Origin of the sequence: Bradyrhizobium sp. B124 (genome assembly GCF_038967635.1) — a bacterium.
Classification (GTDB): domain Bacteria; phylum Pseudomonadota; class Alphaproteobacteria; order Rhizobiales; family Xanthobacteraceae; genus Bradyrhizobium.
Window position 1 is genome coordinate 257,313 of the sequence record NZ_CP152413.1, and the last position, 14,803, is coordinate 272,115.

14 protein-coding genes are annotated in these 14,803 nt (G+C 65.3%); 7 read left to right on the forward strand and 7 right to left on the reverse strand.

The features are described from left to right. Positions 1-61: 61 nt before the first annotated feature. From AAFG13_RS01050 to AAFG13_RS01070, 5 genes are all read right to left on the reverse strand, one after another. The gene (locus AAFG13_RS01050; RefSeq protein ID WP_212315152.1) at positions 62-979 is read right to left on the reverse strand and encodes a DMT family transporter; all 918 of its coding nucleotides are present in this window, start codon (positions 977-979) and stop codon (positions 62-64) included. Between the two features lie 126 nt (positions 980-1,105). Next, positions 1,106-1,405, reverse strand: coding sequence for a GrpB family protein (locus AAFG13_RS01055; protein WP_312011326.1), 300 nt, complete (start codon positions 1,403-1,405; stop codon positions 1,106-1,108). Positions 1,406-1,511: 106 nt separating this feature from the next. Continuing rightward, complete coding sequence (locus AAFG13_RS01060; RefSeq protein WP_342710870.1) at positions 1,512-2,108, reverse strand: DUF2889 domain-containing protein; 597 nt, start codon at positions 2,106-2,108, stop codon at positions 1,512-1,514. 222 nt (positions 2,109-2,330) lie between these two features. Then, on the reverse strand, positions 2,331-3,887 hold the full coding sequence (locus AAFG13_RS01065; RefSeq protein ID WP_342710871.1) for a long-chain fatty acid--CoA ligase: 1,557 nt from the start codon (positions 3,885-3,887) through the stop codon (positions 2,331-2,333). Continuing rightward, positions 3,817-4,590, reverse strand: a complete 774-nt coding sequence (locus tag AAFG13_RS01070; protein ID WP_342713526.1) for a TetR/AcrR family transcriptional regulator — start codon at positions 4,588-4,590, stop codon at positions 3,817-3,819. Before AAFG13_RS01070 ends, AAFG13_RS01065 begins: the two co-directional genes overlap by 71 nt. A 94-nt stretch (positions 4,591-4,684) precedes the next feature. Here AAFG13_RS01070 and AAFG13_RS01075 point away from each other — a divergent pair, with 94 nt between their 5' ends. The 5 genes from AAFG13_RS01075 to AAFG13_RS01095 all read left to right on the forward strand — a co-directional run bounded on the left by AAFG13_RS01075 (position 4,685) and on the right by AAFG13_RS01095 (position 8,963). Beyond that, a complete protein-coding gene (locus AAFG13_RS01075) occupies positions 4,685-5,869 on the forward strand; it encodes a lipid-transfer protein (protein ID WP_212315147.1) in 1,185 nt (394 codons plus the stop codon). A 7-nt stretch (positions 5,870-5,876) separates the two neighbouring features. Then, positions 5,877-6,308: a MaoC family dehydratase N-terminal domain-containing protein gene (locus AAFG13_RS01080; RefSeq protein ID WP_342710872.1), complete on the forward strand. Its 432-nt coding sequence runs from the start codon at positions 5,877-5,879 to the stop codon at positions 6,306-6,308. Beyond that, a complete protein-coding gene (locus tag AAFG13_RS01085) occupies positions 6,305-6,712 on the forward strand; it encodes a MaoC family dehydratase (RefSeq protein WP_342710873.1) in 408 nt (135 codons plus the stop codon). The genes AAFG13_RS01080 and AAFG13_RS01085 overlap by 4 nt, the downstream gene beginning before the upstream one ends. A gap of 93 nt (positions 6,713-6,805) precedes the next feature. Next, positions 6,806-7,633, forward strand: coding sequence for an SDR family oxidoreductase (locus AAFG13_RS01090; RefSeq protein ID WP_342710874.1), 828 nt, complete (start codon positions 6,806-6,808; stop codon positions 7,631-7,633). Between the two features lie 184 nt (positions 7,634-7,817). Then, a complete protein-coding gene (locus AAFG13_RS01095; protein ID WP_342710875.1) occupies positions 7,818-8,963 on the forward strand; it encodes an acyl-CoA dehydrogenase family protein in 1,146 nt (381 codons plus the stop codon). A 23-nt stretch (positions 8,964-8,986) separates the two neighbouring features. Here AAFG13_RS01095 and AAFG13_RS01100 read toward each other — a convergent pair whose 3' ends face one another. After that, positions 8,987-10,477 carry a methyl-accepting chemotaxis protein gene (locus tag AAFG13_RS01100; protein WP_342710876.1) on the reverse strand — a complete coding sequence of 497 codons (1,491 nt, stop codon included), beginning with the start codon at positions 10,475-10,477 and terminating at the stop codon, positions 8,987-8,989. Between the two features lie 897 nt (positions 10,478-11,374). On the opposite strand from AAFG13_RS01100, the gene AAFG13_RS01105 reads away from it, so the two are divergent. Beyond that, positions 11,375-13,030: a thiamine pyrophosphate-binding protein gene (locus tag AAFG13_RS01105; protein ID WP_212315142.1), complete on the forward strand. Its 1,656-nt coding sequence runs from the start codon at positions 11,375-11,377 to the stop codon at positions 13,028-13,030. A 61-nt stretch (positions 13,031-13,091) separates the two neighbouring features. Next, positions 13,092-14,363, forward strand: a complete 1,272-nt coding sequence (locus tag AAFG13_RS01110; RefSeq protein WP_342710877.1) for an FAD-dependent oxidoreductase — start codon at positions 13,092-13,094, stop codon at positions 14,361-14,363. Between the two features lie 12 nt (positions 14,364-14,375). On the opposite strand, the gene AAFG13_RS01115 is transcribed toward AAFG13_RS01110, so the two are convergent. Next, the gene (locus AAFG13_RS01115; RefSeq protein ID WP_212315139.1) at positions 14,376-14,609 is read right to left on the reverse strand and encodes a hypothetical protein; all 234 of its coding nucleotides are present in this window, start codon (positions 14,607-14,609) and stop codon (positions 14,376-14,378) included. Positions 14,610-14,803 lie beyond the last annotated feature (194 nt).

Genomic DNA, 14,803 nt, shown 5'->3' on the forward strand with positions numbered 1-14,803 from the left:
TTATGCCGCACGCAAGATGGTGGGTTACGCCTTCGGCTAACCCACCCTACGGACTGACGAGCTAGCTCTGACGCTGCGCGAGATAGAATCCGGCCAATACCGTGACCAATCCGGCTGCCTGTAGCGTGGTCGGCGGCTCGCCAATCAGCAGCCATCCCAGCAGCAAGGTCAGCACCGGCACGGTCGCGGGAAATACGGCGGCGCGGGCTACGCCGAGCCGCTGGATCGACAGCGCGAACAAATACATGGCTGCGGGCCCGGCCAGGATGCCCTGGGCGACGGCCTGCAGCGCATTCTCATTCAGGCCGATGGCCGCATCGCGCGCGAGCCCGCCCGAGGCGGCATACAGCGGAAACAGCGAGAGCGACAGCACGCTGATGACCGTCGCCACCGAGAACGCGGACACGCGCCAATAGCGTACCAGCGTGGCGAAGCCTGCAAACATCAATCCGGTCGTGACGAAGATCAAATCGCCCATCACGGCGCTCAATCCCATATGGCCGATCGACTCGCTCCCGATCACGGCAAGCCCGATCACGATGACGACGGCGCCGACGACCCGAGAGGATGAGATCTGTTCCTTCAGCAGGGCGACCGCGAGGAACAGCCCGCCCAGGGTGGCGCAGGAAGGCTGGATCACGCTGCCATGCCCGAGGGGCACGAACACGAAGCCGGCATAGCTGATCAGCGACATCACCGGTCCGCCCAGCATCATCAGCGCCATGCCGCGGCCCCATCCGATGCCGCAGAGGTCTTTCAGGCCGGCGCGCACAACGAGCGGGATGAACACGATGCCCGACCACAGGAAGCGATGCATCAGAAGGTCCACAGGCGTGAACCCGACTTTCAGGCCGTGCCGGGTCGCCACGAAGCCGAGAGCCCAGCATAGCGCCGCGCCGAGACCGCATGCGACGCCGAGCAGAATGGCTTTCTTGTCAGGAAGGGCTGCCGTCTTGGGGCCGGCCGCATGTCTGTTCATGCCGGACGACTACGTGAGCTGCCAGGACGGATCAACCCTTCGCGATGCAGGGCTGATTGGCGCAGCAGCCGATTGCGAAGTTCTTCTTTAGCGACGAACGTACAGGCTTGCCGCGGTCTGCTTGTACTATTGGTCTCGTGCAGCTGCGCGCCATGCCCGCGCCTTGGCGGTGGTCTCCTGGACGAAAGCATCCCTACCGGTTCGATAGGCTTCGATGTCGTCTTTTGAGCAGGCGGCGAGGGCCCGCTTGATCTCGGCATAGGCGCGTGCCGTCTCGCCGTGCGCGCGCAGATAATCGCGAAACACCAGGCGAGCCTCCCAACGCGGATGCGACGGCTCCATCATATGCAGATGGTGGGTCCACGGACCCGGAGGTCCCTTGCGGAAGAACAGCTCGCCGGGGATCCACGACGCGTAGTCCGGCACGGTTTACAGAGTATCACGCGGGCGGCACTCGTAGGGTGGGTTAGCCAAAGGCGTAACCCGCCGTCCTTGTTGGCATAGCTGGTGGGCTACGTTTCGCTAACCCACCCTACGATTCCTGCTTCACCTCGACAGGCTTTTTCGCGAACTGCGGAAATGTCTCCGCCACGACGGGTCCGTCCAGCCGCCACGAGTAGCAGCCGCCGACGAAGAACGGCGGCTCGGTGACGCCCTGCTGGTGATCGAGCGCGCCGCGGCCCTGCGGGTCCTTGCCGGAGGTCGCAGTCTGGAACAGCGTCGTCACCGCGGGGCCCAGCAACTCGGCGAGATGGGTGCAGGTCTCGAGCTTGCCGATCTTGTGGCGGACCAGATCGCGCCAGCCCTTACCGATGCGCTCGCCGACCAGGCGCTGCAGGATGCCTTCGACGTCGAGGCAGGACGGGTAGGGCGTCGAGGCCATCGTGGTGCCGGTCTCGCGGATCGTGAAACTGTCGTCGACCGCGAGGCGCAGCCTGATGTCGTGCACGGGATCCTCGGGCTGCTGCAGGCCGCGATGCTTGTCCTGCCGCACATACGGCTTGGTGTCGACCAGCCGCGCCTCGACCTCCCACAGCCCGTCGTCACGGAGATAGCCGAGACATTCGACGGAGCGGCGGTGCATCAGGCGGCGGGACTTGCCGTCGGCGTTGGTATCGGGTGCGGACATCGGAACTCGCTGGATTGAATCTGGAAGCGATCCAATCGGCCGCTTGCTCCGATGTCAACGGCCGCTGTCTGCGCGGCGCCATGCAGTGCGTAGGGCGGGTTAGCCGACTACGTCCGCCGTAGCTCGACAAGCGAAGGCGGAAGGCGTAACCCGCCATGCCGCGGGGAAAGAAGTGGTGGGTTACGCTTCGCTAACCCACCCTACGGTTCTGCGACGTCGGCGTCAGCTCACGCGCCGCTCGCGGTTCTCCCAATACGGCTTGCGCAGCTCGCGCTTCAGGATCTTACCGGCGCCGGAGAGCGGCAGCGGAGTTGTCGTGATGTCGACGCTGCGCGGGCATTTGTAGCCGGCGATCAGCGCCTTGCAGTGCTCCATCAGCTCTTCCGGCGTTGTGCTGGCGCCGCTCTTGATCACCACGACGGCGTGGACCTGCTCGCCCCAGCGCTCGCTCGGGATGCCGATCACGGCGCATTGTGCCACCGCCGGATGCTGGGCCAACGCGTTCTCGACCTCGGCCGAATAGACGTTCTCGCCGCCGGAGATGATCATGTCCTTGACGCGGTCGACCACGTAGACGAAGCCGTCCTCGTCCATGTAGCCGCCGTCGCCGGTGTGCATCCAGCCGTCGATCACGGCGCGCGCGGTTTCCTCCGGCCGCTCCCAATAGCCCATCATCACCATATCGCCGCGCACCGCGATCTCGCCGACGGTGCCCGTCGGCACCACCTTGTCTTCCGCATCGACGATCTTGACTTCGGCGCCAAGCGTGGCGCGGCCGGCGCCGCGATGCCGGCCCTTGGCGCGGCCGTCGCCGATATGCTCCTTCCAGTGCAGCAGGGTCGCGATCGGCGACAATTCGGTCATGCCATAGGCCTGGGTGAATTCGACATGCGGCAGCGCCTTCATGGCGCGCATCATCACGGCGTCGCTGATGACCGAGGCGCCATAGGAGATCCGCTTCAAGGACGACAGGTCGTAACTGCCGAGCGTCGGATGATCGACGAACATCTGGATCATGGTCGGCACCAGCAGCACGTCGGTGATGCGTTCCTTCTGCACCGCGGCCGCGACGCCGTCGGGCGTAAAGCCCTGGATCACGACGTTGGAGCCGCCGGACAGCAGCACCGAATACATCGCCGCGCCATTGGCGAGGTGGAACATCGGCGCGGCGTGCAGATAGATCGTGCTGCTCGGCCACAGGCCTTCGCCGAGCGCATTCAGCGCATTGGCCATCAGATTGCCGTGGCTCAGCATCACGCCCTTGGAGCGGCCGGTGGTGCCGCCGGTGTAGAAGATGCCGGCGAGATCGTCACGGGTGCGCATCGCGTCCGGTATAGGTTCGCTGCGCGCGATCAGCGTCTCGTAATTCTCCATGCCCGCGGGCATCTCGCCTTCGTCGGCATAGATCAGCTTCAGGCCGGGGATGGCGTTCGCCAGCGTCGTGCCGACCGGCGCGAACGCCTTGTCGACGAACAGGATCGTGGCGCGGCAGTCGCGCAGCGCGTCCTCGTTCTCGATCGGAGACCAGCGGATGTTGAGCGGCACGATCACGGCGCCGGCCCAGCCGACGGCCAGATAGAGTTCGAGATAACGGTCGGAGTTCAGGGACAGGATCGCGACGCGGTCGCCGTTGCCGGCGCCAAGCGAGCGGATCGCGGCGGCGAGGCGCGCGACGCGGGTGCCGACCTCGCGCCAGTTGCGCCGCCGCTCACCGCAGACGACCGCGAGCCCGTTTGGATTGACCTGCAGCGCCCGCCGCAGCCCGTGTGTGATGTTCACTCCCGTCCTCCCTTGATGCGTTTCCCACGTTTGCCTTGCGAGGCGGTTTGTCCGCCTTCTTGCGCGTTGATGTCGTGGCAATCCCCTCGGTGAGGCGGATCGCGAATTCTTCGGCGACGGCGTGTCCGGTCATCTCACCGCTGGGCTGGAACCAGTGGCCGATCCAATTCAGCGAGCCGGCGATGGCGAACGCCGCGAGCTTCGGGTCGCAGGGTTTCACCGAACCGTCCGCGATACCAGAAGCGATATAGTCGCGGAAGGCGCGGTCGATCCGCCGCTTCGCGGTCTGCACGATCTTGCGGTTGTGCTCGCTGAGATCGCGGAGATCGAACCGGACCAGGCTCTTGCCGTAGTCCGTTGTCATCAGCTCGGCGTAGCGGATGGTGAGCTTGCGCAGCTTGCCGAGGCCGCTGCCGGCGCCGGCCGAGGTCTCGGCAATGCAGTCGTCGACCAGTTCGTGGCCGATCGACCAGCACTCGAACAGGATCTCGTCCTTGCTGCGGAAGTAATTATAGAGCGCGGGCTTGGTGATGTTGAGCCGCTTGGCGACATCGTTCAGCGTGGCGCGGTGATAGCCCTGTTCGAGGAACAGCTGCACGGCGGCGCGCAGCACGGCTTCGCGCTTCTCGTCGCGGGCGCGGCGCCGGCTCTCGAACGGCAGCCAGGGCGACTCGGTGTTGGAAAGGGGGAAGCGGGCGTCCATCGCGTGGCTGTTGTCGCATTGACTCCGGAAGGTTGCCCGTATATTACCCATGGGTAATAAATAGTCCAGTGGGTAATTTCCGGGAGGATCCGCGATGACGTCACGCACCTATGTTGCCGGGGTCGGCATGATCCCGTTCGTCAAGCCCGGCGCCAATGCGCCGTATCATGTGATGGGTGCGGAGGCGGCCAAGCTCGCGCTCACTGATGCCGGGCTCGATTACGGCCGGGTGCAGCAGGCCTATGTCGGCTACGTCTATGGCGACTCGACCTGCGGCCAGCGCGCGCTCTATCCGGTCGGTATGACCGGCATCCCGATCGTCAACGTCAACAACAACTGCTCGACCGGCTCGACCGCGCTGTTCCTGGCGCGGCAGGCGATTGAATCGGGCGCGGCCGATTGCGTGATGGCGCTCGGCTTCGAGCAGATGAAGCCCGGCGCGTTAGGGGCCGTGTTCACCGATCGCCCCAGCGCGTTCGACGATTTCGACGCCGCCGCCGACAAGCTGGTCGATGCGCCCGGCGTGCCGCTGGCGCTGCGCTATTTCGGCGGCGCCGGCCTCAGCCACATGAAGAAGTACGGCACGCCGCTGTCGGCGTTTGCAAAAGTGCGCGCCAAGGCGAGCCGTCATGCCAAGAACAATCCGCTGGCGCTGTTCCGCAAGGAAGTGACCGCCGACGACGTGATGAACGACCAGGTGATCTGGCCCGGCGTGATGACGCGGCTGATGGCGTGCCCGCCGACCTGCGGCGGCGCCGCAGCGATCCTGGTCTCGGAGAAGTTCGCCGACCAGCACGGCCTCAACAAGAGCGTCCGCATCGCGGCACAGGCGATGACGACCGACACGCCCTCGACCTTCGGTGCCTCGGACATGATGCAGGTGGTCGGCTACGACATGGCGCGCGACGCCGCGAACAAGGTCTATGAGGCCGCCGGCATCGGGCCTAACGATCTCGACGTCGTCGAGCTGCACGACTGCTTCGCCCATAACGAGCTGATCACCTATGAAGGGCTCGGCCTGTGCGGACAGGGCGAAGCCGCGAAATTCATCGACGACGGCGACAATACCTACGGCGGCAGGATCGTCACCAATCCGTCCGGTGGGCTGTTGTCGAAGGGCCATCCGCTCGGCGCCACGGGTCTCGCGCAGTGCTACGAGCTGACGCGGCAGCTGCGCGGCACGGCAGCGGCGACGCAAGTGGAAGGCGCGCGGCTCGGCTTGCAGCACAATCTCGGCCTTGGCGGCGCCTGCGTCGTGACGCTCTACGAACGCGTCTGAGGCATCCATGGTCGATCAATCCGCCGTCGGGCGTACGTTTACGCCCGTGACCGCGCGCGTCGAGCCGGGGCGCCTGCGCTTCTTCCTCGATACGCTCGGCGAGACCAATCCGGTCTATCGTGATGGGGCGGCGGCGCCGGTGCCGCCGACCTATCTGTTCTGCCTGGAGATGATGGATGCGGCCGAGCCGTTCGAGTTCCTGACCGCGCTCGACATCGATCTCGCTCGCGTGCTGCATGGCGAGCAGCGCTTCGACTATCACGCACCTGTTGTCGTCGGCGACACCCTGACGTTCCGGCCGCGCGTCACCAGCGTGACCGAGAAGAAGGGCGGGGCGATGACGCTGATCGTGGTCGAGACCGCGGTCACCAACAAGGCCGGCGTGCATGTCGCCGATACCTCGCGCACCATCGTGGTGCGCAATGCGAGGCCGTCATGAGCGGCAGCGTTCCCGCGGTCGGCGACCGCATCGTCCACAAGGAATTTCCGCCGATCACCCGGCATCGCCTCGCGCTGTACTGCGGCGCCTCCGGCGATCACAACCCGATCCATGTCGATATCGATTTTGCGAAAGCGGCCGGATTTCCCGACGTGTTCGCGCACGGCATGCTGGTCATGGGCTATCTCGGCCAGGCGCTGACGGACGCGGTCGCACCGTCACAGATCCGCTCGTTCTCGACCCGCTTTGCCGCGATCACCCAGCTCGGCGCCGCGCTGACCTGCGAGGGCACGGTGACCGAGCTGATCGAGCAGGGCGGCGAGAAACGGGCAAAGCTGGCGTTGACGACGAAAGATCAGAACGGCGAGATCAAGCTCGCCGGGGAAGCGGTTATCGCGCTCTGATTGGTCGAGCTGCTACCGCAACGGCACTGGGGCTCCCTCCCCCGCAAGCGGGAGAGGTGAAGAAAGAAGATCATCTTGCTTAAGGGAGAAACCATGTCGAAACTGCAAGGCAAAGTCGCGCTCGTCTCAGGCTCCGGCCGCGGCATCGGGCGGGCGATTGCGCTGAAGCTCGCGAGCGAGGGCGCGAAGGTCGTGGTCAACGACCTCGACGCCGAGCCGGGCAACGCCGTCGTCGCGGAGATCAAGGCCATGGGCGGCGAGGCGATCGCGGTCAATGGCAGCGTCGTCGAGACCGGCTTTGCCGATCGTTTCGTCGGCAGCGCCATCGAAACATTCGGCGGCCTCGACATCATCGTCAACAATGCCGGCTACACCTGGGACTCGACGATCCAGAAGATGTCGGACGAGCAGTTCCAGGCGATGCTCGACGTCCATCTCGTCGCCCCGTTCCGCATCCTGCGCGCGGCGTCTGAGCCGATCCGGGTGATGGCGAAGAAGGAGGCGGAGGCCGGCCGCGAGGTGTTCCGCAAGGTTGTCAACATCTCCTCGATCGCGGGTCTCTATGGCAATGCCGGGCAGGCGAGCTACTCCTCGGCCAAGGCCTCGCTGATCGGGCTGACGCGCACGATGTGCAAGGAGTGGGGCCGCTACAAGGTCAACGTCAATTGCGTGGCGTTCGGCCTGATCAACACCCGCCTGACCCAGCCGATCGAGACCCAGCAGAAGACCATCGACGTCGCCGGCCGCGACATCAAGGTCGGCGTCCAGCCGCAGATGCTGGAGGCGATGGGCCGGATGATCCCGCTTGGCCGCGGCGGCACGCCAGAAGAGGCGGCGGACGCGGTCTATCTGTTTTGCGCGCCGGAATCGAACTACATCAGTGGTCAGGTGATCGTCGCCGGCGGCGGTTTGATCGTCTAGTCTGGTTGCGTCACAACGCGTCGTGGTGCCTCCCCGTCATTGCGAGGAGCGATAGCGACGAAGCAATCCATTCTTCCGCGCAAGCGGTGAGATGGATTGCTTCGCTTCGCTCGCAATGACGGGGATAGGTCGTGGTTGTCGGCACAAGCCGTTTATGACGCATAGAACTAACAAAGAGGGAATGATGCACTACCGATCGTCCTGGATGACCGAGGAGCTGGACACCTTCCGTGACCAGTTCCGCAAATTCCTCGCCAAGGATCTTTTGCCGCACGCCGAGAAATGGCGCGAGCAGAAGCTGGTCGACCGCTCTGCCTGGCGCGCGCTCGGCGAGATGGGCGCGCTGCTGCCGAGCGTGCCGGAGGCCTATGGCGGCCTCGGTGCCAGCTTCGCCTATGATGCCGCCGTGCTCGATGACCTCGAGAGCACGGTGCCGGAGCTGACCACCGGCGTTTCCGTGCACAGCGCGATCGTCGCGCACTACATCGTCAATTACGGCTCGGAGGAGCAGAAAAAGCGTTGGCTGCCGAAGATGGCGTCGGGCGAGATGGTCGGCGCCATCGCGATGACCGAGCCCGGCACCGGCTCCGACCTGCAGGCCATCAAGACCACGGCGAAGAAGCAGGGCAATTCCTACGTCATCAACGGCCAGAAGACATTTATTACCAACGGCCAGGCCGCCGATCTCGTCATCGTGGTGGCGCGCACCGGAGCGCCGGGCGCGAAGGGCATCTCGCTGATCGTCGTTGAAACCACCGGCGCCGAGGGCTACCGGCGTGGCCGCAACCTCGACAAGATCGGCCTGCACGCGTCCGACACCTCGGAGCTGTTTTTCGACAATGTCACGGTGCCGCCGGAAAACCTGCTCGGCAATGAGGAGGGCAACGGCTTCGTCCAGCTGATGCAGCAATTGCCGCAGGAGCGGCTGTCGCTCGCGATCGGGGCGGTCGCCTCGATGGAGCGCGCGGTCAAGATCACCGCCGAATACACCAAGCAGCGCACCGCGTTCGGCAAGCCGCTGATCGAATTCCAGAACACCGCGTTCACGCTCGCCGAGCGCAAGACCGAGGCGATGATCGCGCGCGTGTTCGTCGACTGGTGCGTCGAACGCCTGGTCGCCGGCGACCTCGACACCGTGACGGCGTCGATGGCGAAATGGTGGTGCTCGCAGAAGCAGGTCGAGACCGCCGACGAATGCCTGCAGCTGCACGGCGGCTACGGCTACATGCAGGAATACCCGATCTCGCGGATGTTCATCGATTCCCGCATCCAGAAGATCTATGGCGGCACCAACGAGATCATGAAGGTTTTGATCGCGCGCTCGCTGTAGGCAAGCGCGCGACCTCAGCCGCATTACATCGCGCGCACGTTCTTCAGGAACTTGTCGACCTGGACTTCCAGCTCGAACGCGTTGCTGGCGAGCTCGCCGGAGGCCGCCAGAACGTTCTCGGCGGCCTTGCTGGCATCGTCGATCGCCTTGGTCGTTCCGTTGATGTTGGCGGTGACCTCCTTGGTGGCCGCGGCCTGTTCCTCGACGGCGCTGGCGATCACGGTCGAGATCTCGCTAATCTGGACGATGACCTGCGAGATCGCCTTCAGCGCGGTGGCGGTGTTGCCGGTCGCGGTCTGCATCTCGTTGATCTGCGCCGAAATGTCTTCCGTGGCCTTGGCGGTCTGGTTGGCCAGCGCCTTCACCTCGGATGCGACGACGGCAAAGCCCCGGCCGGCCTCGCCGGCACGCGCGGACTCGATCGTGGCGTTGAGCGCGAGCAGGTTGGTCTGGCCGGCGATCTGGCTGATCAGCGCGACGACGTCGCCGATCTTCTGCGCCATGGTCACGAGACCCGAAACCAATCTGTCGGACTTCTCCGCTTCCTCGACCGCCATGCGGGCGATGCGGCTCGCCTCGGTCACCTGGCGGCTGATCTCGTTGACCGAGGACGACAACTCTTCGGACGCAGACGCAGCACTTGCCGTACGCTGATTCACGAATTCGGCGGTCGTCGTCAGCGATCGCGCGGTGCCCTGCATCTGCGTCGAGGCCGACGCCAGAATCCCGGCAAGGCCCTTTACATCCTTCTCGAAATCGTCGGCGAGCTTCACATTGCCTGTCACTACCGACCAGCTCAGCATCGCGCCGGTATAGTTGCCGCGCTTGTCGGTCAGGCCGGAGACCCGAAGGTCGAGCGTTTCCGGGCCGAGCCTGATCTTGGCCGCGTGCGGCAAGTTCTTCGGATCGCCGACGATGCGGCGCTGGTGCGCCGGGTTCTTGTGGAAGATGTCGAACGAGTTGCCGAGGATATTCTCCGGCGCCACCGGGAGCAAATGCTTCACGGTGTCGAGCGTCTTGAGGCTGGTTTGGTTGATATAGGTGATGTTGAAATCGGTATCGCACATCATGATGTTGATCGGCATGTTGTCGAGCATTTGCAACAGCCGCTCGGTCTGAGTTTCAAGCCGCGCCTTCTCGGTCGCGAGCTCCCACGTCAGCATCGGCCCGCTGTAGCGACCACGCGAGTTGGTCATCGCCGTCACGGTGAGATCGAGCGTCTCGCCGCCGATGGTGATGCGCGCCTTGTGCGGCAGGTTCTTCGGATCGGACAAGAGTCGGCGCTGATGCTGCGGGTTCTTGTGAAAGATGTCGATCGATTGTCCGATCAGCGCGTCGACCTTCACCGGCAGCACGTGCTCGATCTTCTTCAGATTGTGCCGCGTCGACTCGTTGATGTAGGTGATCCTGAAATTGTTCAGCTCGCAGAGCATGACACTGATCGGCATGTCGTCGAACAGCCGGTAAGAACTGTCCGCGCCGACCACGCTTGCGACGCTCTTCATCCCCAACATGCATTGCCTCCAGCATTGATATCAATCGGTCAACTGAAAACGATGCACCTGATCGGCAGCAGAACGCCTTCCGCCGCGGGACGGCGGGCAGGTGCGATACACGATTTACAATTTGTGACTGCACGAAACCGTAGGCGATTCGAGTTCCATCAAGAAGTGCATGCAGTGTGCCGCGCGCGATCGCGCAAGACCGAACGCGCGATGCGTGCAATGAGTGCAGCCGAAATCGACGCGCTGGACTGCGATTTTCCGCAAAATCCGCGCGATCCTGCATCGAACAGTGCGAAGCGACCGATCGCTGCACCGTAGTCTTACGGAAGCACACGCGCGCGCTTCGAACGATTGCTATCGTGCATATGACGCGATGGTGCATGCAGTTTGTGCCACGCTGTTGTCACGCGCGCCGCAGCGCGCTGGCTTTCTCGCGTCCCGTGCGGCGGCCGAGCGCCGTCGGTCTTTGCGATGCCCGTGGATCGTCTCTCATGTGTGCGCGCTGCTGCGACGGTTGGTGCCGCGTGACGACCACGAGGCTGCCGCGTCGCCGATGGGTTACTGTTGAAAGAAACACGCACAGGTTGATTCAGGCGCCGCGATACCCGATCGAACTTGCGACCGGCGACGGAACATGTCGTGCGCAAGCTGACGGCGAGGGCGTCCTGAAGTCGGCGGAAGTTACCTACCCGCTCTCCGGCCGGGCCGCGCGGATCCCGCCGGCGATCGTCCGCTCTGCGGAAATCGACGACGAAAGCGCGATGCCCATTGCCTATCGCATGGCTTGCGCCCGCTTCGCTCGCCAGAGGGGGCTTCGGCCTTGCGCCATAATCCCGTCTATCATACCCCCGTCGGACCACGTTCCGCGCGAGCCGCAAGCGCGCCCCAATGCCGCAGGGAGCCCTCATGACCAAAAGCAACGCCCGCACCGGAGGCCAGATCCTGATCGACCAGCTGGTCGCGCAGGGGGTGGAGCGCGTCACCTGCGTGCCGGGCGAGAGCTATCTGGCGGCGCTCGACGCCCTGCATGACAGCCCGATCGACGTCGTGATCTGCCGCGCCGAGGGCGGCGCGGCGATGATGGCGGAGGCCTACGGCAAGCTCACCGGGCGTCCCGGCATCTGCTTCGTCACCCGCGGCCCGGGCTCGACCAACGCCGCGCATGGCGTGCACATCGCGATGCAGGATTCCACCCCGATGATCCTGTTCGTCGGCCAGGTCGACACCGGCATGCGCGAGCGCGAGGCGTTCCAGGAGCTCGACTACAAGGCGGTGTTCGGCACCATGGCGAAATGGGCGGTCGAGATCGATCGTCCGGACCGCATTCCGGAACTGGTCGCGCGCGCCTTCCGCGTGGCGCTGCAGGGCCGCCCCGGTCCGGTGGTGATCTCGCTGCCGGAGAACATGCTGACGGAAACCGCAGCGGTCGCCGACGCGCCGAAGGTTGAGCCTGCGCAGAGCTGGCCGGCGCCGTCGGATCTCGAACGCCTCGGCAGCATGCTCGCCGGCGCCAAGGCGCCGATCGTGGTGCTCGGCGGCTCGGCCTGGACGCCTGAGGCGGCCAAGGGCATCGCACGCTTTGCCGAGCGCTTCGACCTGCCGGTCGCGACCTCGTTCCGCCGCGCCTCGCTGTTCGACGCCGACCATTCGCATTATGCCGGCGATCTCGGCATCGGCCCGAGCCCGAAGCTCAGGGATCGCTTTACCGGCGCCGACGTCATTCTCCTGATCGGCGGCCGCATGTCGGAGATGCCGTCGTCGTCTTACACGCTGCTCGACATTCCCACACCGAGCCAGAAGCTCATTCATGTGCATCCGGGCTCCGAAGAGCTCGGCCGCGTCTACCAGCCGGCGCTGGCGATCCAGGCGACGCCTGCGGCCTTCGCCGCCGCGGTCGAGAGCATGAAGCCCGCAGCCGCGCCCGCCTGGAAGGGCGAGGCGGCCAAGGCGCACGCGGATTATCTGGCCTGGACCGACAAGCCGCGCGAGCTGCCGGGCCACTTCCAGTACGGCGAGGTCGTGACCTGGCTGCGCGATCGGCTGCCGAAGGATGCGATCGTCTGCAACGGCGCCGGCAATTACGCCGGCTGGATCCATCGCCACCATCGCTTCCACACGTTCGCCGCGCAGCTCGCGCCGACCTCGGGCTCGATGGGCTACGGCGTGCCGGCGGCGGTGATGGCCAAGCGGCAGCATCCGGATCGCGTCGTCGTCGCATTCGCCGGAGACGGCTGCTTCCTGATGAACGGGCAGGAGTTTGCCACCGCCGTGCAGTATGACGCGCCGCTGATCGTCGTCGTCATCGACAACGCGCAGTACGGCACCATCCGCATGCATCAGGAGCGCGACTATCCCGGCCGCGTCGTCGGCACCCAGCTCAAGAACCCGGATTTCGCGCTCTATGCCAAGGCGTTCGGCGGCCATGGCGAGCGGGTCGAGCGCACCGAAGACTTCGCGCCGGCGTTCGAGCGGGCGCTGGCCTCCGGCAAGCCAGCAATCCTGCACTGCCTGGTCGATCAGCGCGCGCTGTCGGTCGGCAAGGATTTTGTGCCGCAGGCATGATCCGGAAAAGTGTGAAGCGGTTTTCAGGAGAGATCATGCCCAAGCAAGAGGCCGCGCGCTGATGGCAGAGTCCGCCGGCCGTCACGTCGCGATCATCGGCGCCGGCGCGGTCGGCGTGATCAGCGCCATCGAGGCGCTGCGCGCGGGCCATCGTGTCACGCTGATCGATCCGGGCGAGCCCGGCGGCACCCAGGCGGCGAGCTATGGCAATGCCGGCTGGCTGTCGTCGCATTCGGTGATCCCGCCGGCCGAGCCGGGCACCTGGAAGAAGGTGCCGTTCTATCTGATGGACCCGCTCGGGCCGCTTGCAATCCGCTGGTCGTATCTGCCGAAGGCCTTGCCGTGGCTGATCAAGTATCTGCTGTCGAGCCGGACCGAGGCGCAGGTCGAGGCCACCGCGCGGGCGATGCGCGATCTCTTGAAGGACGCGCCGCTGCTGCACCGGCAGCTCGCCGAGGAAGCCGGCGTGCCCGAACTGATTGAGCGGCGCGGGGTGATGCATGTGTTTCCCTCGCGTGCGCCGTTCGACCGCGACCTCGGCTGGCGCATCCGCAAGCGCGTCGGCATCGAATGGCTGGAGCTCGATGAAGACGAGATGCGCCAGCGCGAGCCCGATCTGCATCGGCGCTACAAGTTCGGCGTCGTGGTGGAGGAGGCCGGCCGCTGCCGCGATCCCGGCGCCTACGTCGCAGCGCTCGCCGCGCACGCGATCGCGAACGGCGCCGTGCGCGTTGCTGCCAAGGCCACAGGCCTCAAGCTCGCGGGCGACCGGCTCGTCGCCGTGGTCACCGAGAGCGGCGAGATCGCCTGCGATGCGGCGGTCGTCGCGGCCGGTGCGCGCTCGAAGCAACTGACCGCATCGATCGGCGACCCGCTGCCGCTCGAGACCGAGCGCGGCTATCACGTCATGATCGAGAATCCGGAATCCGGACCGCGCAGTTCGATGATGGCCTCGGACGCCAAGATGGTGGTCAACTGGACCGACAAGGGCCTGCGCGCCGCCGGCACGGTGGAGATCGCGGGGCTCGACGCCGAGCCCAACTGGAGGCGCGCCGAGATCCTGCGCGAGCATCTCTTCAGCATGTTCCCGAAGCTGCCGAAGGACATTCCACCCTCGTGGATCAAGACCTGGTTCGGCCATCGCCCGAGCATGCCGGACGGGCGCCCCTGCATCGGCCATAGCCGCGCCTCGCGCGACGTGGTCTATGCGTTCGGCCATGGCCATGTCGGCCTGGTCGGCTCGGCCCGCACCGGCCGGCTGGTCGCGCAATTGCTCAGCGGCAAGGTGCCGGAGATTCCGCTGCAGCCGTTCGCGCCGTCACGCTTCCTGTAGGGGACGCAAGCCTCAGCTCTCGCCGGCCCAGGCCGCGATCGCAGCCGGTGCGATCACGCGTCTCGGCGTGTGCGGGTTGATCGTTCCGGCGCTGACGTCTTGAGTCTGCACAAGCAGGGTGCGGGCAAACGCCTTGGCATCCTGCTCGGTCGTGAAGGTGCGGGTCTGGCGCGCGAAGCGGTGGTGTCCGGCGTCAGGGGTTCTGATGGCGAACGAGACGTACCAGGTGGCCTTGTCCATCTTCATCGCGCGTCTCAGGCGACGGCGGTTAGCCCGCGCGATCGGGACGTGGTACTGGATGTTCGATATGCAAAAAGTGCCAAGGGAAGAATCCTGAAACACAACAGATGACGGCTAATTGGCTCTTCGGCGGACAGGAATGCTACAGGATCGGCGCGGATACCGATACGGGCGGCATATTACCTCTCAACCGATGGGTG

Coding starts and splice junctions, on each gene's coding strand:
- AAFG13_RS01050 (WP_212315152.1), bottom strand. CDS start 979: ATGAACAGACATGCGGCCGGCCCCAAGACGGCAGCCCTTCCTGACAAG.
- AAFG13_RS01080 (WP_342710872.1), top strand. CDS start 5,877: ATGGTCGATCAATCCGCCGTCGGGCGTACGTTTACGCCCGTGACCGCG.
- AAFG13_RS01085 (WP_342710873.1), top strand. CDS start 6,305: ATGAGCGGCAGCGTTCCCGCGGTCGGCGACCGCATCGTCCACAAGGAA.
- AAFG13_RS01100 (WP_342710876.1), bottom strand. CDS start 10,477: ATGTTGGGGATGAAGAGCGTCGCAAGCGTGGTCGGCGCGGACAGTTCT.
- AAFG13_RS01090 (WP_342710874.1), top strand. CDS start 6,806: ATGTCGAAACTGCAAGGCAAAGTCGCGCTCGTCTCAGGCTCCGGCCGC.
- AAFG13_RS01115 (WP_212315139.1), bottom strand. CDS start 14,609: ATGAAGATGGACAAGGCCACCTGGTACGTCTCGTTCGCCATCAGAACC.
- AAFG13_RS01110 (WP_342710877.1), top strand. CDS start 13,092: ATGGCAGAGTCCGCCGGCCGTCACGTCGCGATCATCGGCGCCGGCGCG.
- AAFG13_RS01105 (WP_212315142.1), top strand. CDS start 11,375: ATGACCAAAAGCAACGCCCGCACCGGAGGCCAGATCCTGATCGACCAG.
- AAFG13_RS01075 (WP_212315147.1), top strand. CDS start 4,685: ATGACGTCACGCACCTATGTTGCCGGGGTCGGCATGATCCCGTTCGTC.
- AAFG13_RS01060 (WP_342710870.1), bottom strand. CDS start 2,108: ATGTCCGCACCCGATACCAACGCCGACGGCAAGTCCCGCCGCCTGATG.
- AAFG13_RS01070 (WP_342713526.1), bottom strand. CDS start 4,590: ATGGACGCCCGCTTCCCCCTTTCCAACACCGAGTCGCCCTGGCTGCCG.
- AAFG13_RS01095 (WP_342710875.1), top strand. CDS start 7,818: ATGCACTACCGATCGTCCTGGATGACCGAGGAGCTGGACACCTTCCGT.